The organism is Mesorhizobium sp., assembly GCF_005063415.1.
GTDB lineage: Bacteria > Pseudomonadota > Alphaproteobacteria > Rhizobiales > Rhizobiaceae > Mesorhizobium.
Map to the genome: position 1 here is coordinate 1 of NZ_SUEG01000254.1, position 1,929 is coordinate 1,929.

At 65.9% G+C, this 1,929-nt stretch carries 2 protein-coding genes; one reads left to right on the forward strand and one right to left on the reverse strand.

Translation table 11 applies throughout. The annotated features are described in order from the left end of the window. Positions 1 to 650: adenosine kinase (locus tag E5W70_RS31175; protein WP_292665100.1), on the forward strand; the 650-nt coding region annotated here is incomplete at its 5' end. 277 nt (positions 651 to 927) lie between these two features. Here the strand turns inward: E5W70_RS31175 and E5W70_RS31180 are convergent. Then, on the reverse strand, positions 928 to 1,929 hold a 1,002-nt coding region (locus E5W70_RS31180), incomplete at its 5' end, for a phosphate acyltransferase (RefSeq protein WP_292665101.1).

Genomic DNA, 1,929 nt, shown 5'->3' on the forward strand with positions numbered 1-1,929 from the left:
CGATGATCTTCGTCACGCCCGACGGCGAGCGCTCGATGAACACCTATCTCGGCGCTTGCATCGAGCTCGGCCCGGAGGACGTCGAGGCCGACAAGGCGTCGGGCGCCGCGGTCACCTATTTCGAGGGCTATCTGTGGGACCCGCCGCGCGCCAAGGAAGCGATCCGGCAGACGGCCAAGCTCGCCCACGCCGCCGGGCGCGAAGTGTCGATGACCCTGTCGGACTCGTTCTGCGTCGACCGCTACCGCGACGAGTTCCTCGATCTGATGCGCTCCGGCACCGCCGACATCGTCTTTGCCAACAGCCACGAGATCAAGTCGCTCTACCAGACCGCTTCCTTCGATGAGGCGCTGGCGCAGATCCGCAAGGATTGCAAGATTGCGGCCGTCACCCGCTCGGAAAAGGGCTCGGTCATCGTCCGCGGCGACGAGACCGTCACCATCGAGGCGACCAGGATCCGCGAACTGGTCGACACGACCGGCGCCGGCGACCTCTATGCCGCCGGCTTCCTCTACGGCTACACGCAAGGCCGCAGCCTGAAGCAGTGCGGCGATCTCGGCTCGCTGGCGGCCGGGCTGGTCATCCAGCAAATCGGCCCAAGGCCAAGGCAGAATCTGCGCCGCGAGGCCGAGCAGGCGGGGCTGCTGTAGGGAGCTCGGTCTCGCTCGATAGCAGGGCAATCGCACATCGGCAAGTGCCCCCTCACCCGGATTGCCAACCGAATTGCGAAGGGCAATTCGGGGCAATCCGACCTCTCCCCGAGGGGAGAGGAGGTCGCCAGCGTTGATGCCAGGCTCTTCTCCCCAGCGGGGAGAAGGTGGCCGCGAAGCGGCCGGATGAGGGGGAACCCCCTATGCGATAGCACTGCCCTCTATGGGCGTCGCCTTCGCACGACCCTTCCCAGCGAGAGGAGGGTAAGCTCGCTTCTCAAGTCCCAGCGCTATACGCCGCGATCGCCGCCATATTCACGATGTCGGAATCCTTGGCATTGAGAGAGACGATCTGGACCGGTTTGTTCAGGCCGACCAGCAGCGGGCCGATGACCGTCGAGCCGCCGAGCTCCTGCAGCATCTTGGTCGAGATCGAGGCCGAGTGGAAGGCCGGCATGACCAGCACATTGGCGGGGCCGGTCAGCCTGATGAACGGATACTGCGCCATGGCGCGGGCGTTGAGCGCCACGTCGGCGGCCATTTCGCCGTCATATTCGAAATCGACGCGCCGCTTATCAAGGATGCGCACCGCTTCCTGGACGCGCTCGGAGCGTTCGCCCTGCGGATGGCCGAAGGTTGAATAGGCGAGCATGGCGAGCCTTGGCTCGTAGCCCATGCGGCGGGCGAAACCGGCGGCCTCCTCGGCGATGTCGGCGATCTCGACAGCATTCGGCATGTCGTGCACGGCGGTGTCGGCGACAAGCACGGTGCGACCCCGCGCCAGCACGATCGACACGCCGATGACGCAGTGGCCGGGCCTTGCGTCGATGACGCGGCGGATGTCGTCGAGCGCCGTCGAATAGTTGCGGGTGACGCCGGTGACGATGCCGTCGGCATCGCCCAGCGCCACCATGCAGGCGGCGAAATGGTTGCGGTCGGTGTTGATCAGTCGCTGGCAGTCGCGGAACAGGAAGCCTTTGCGCTGCATGCGCTCGTAGAGATAGTCGGTGTAGACCGAGTTGCGCCGCGACAGCCGCGCATTGATGATCTCGATGCCTTGCTTGCCGAGGTCGATGCCGGCGTTCCTGGCGTTTTCCTTGATGATGTCGTCGCGGCCGAGCAGGATGGCGGTGCCGAGCCGCTGGTTCACATAGGAGACGGCGGCGCGCATCACCTGCTCCTCCTCGCCCTCGGCAAAGACGATGCGCTTGGGCTGGCGGCGCACCCGGTCGTAGATGCGCTGCAGCGTCGAGGCGATCGGGTCGCGGCGGGCGGAAAG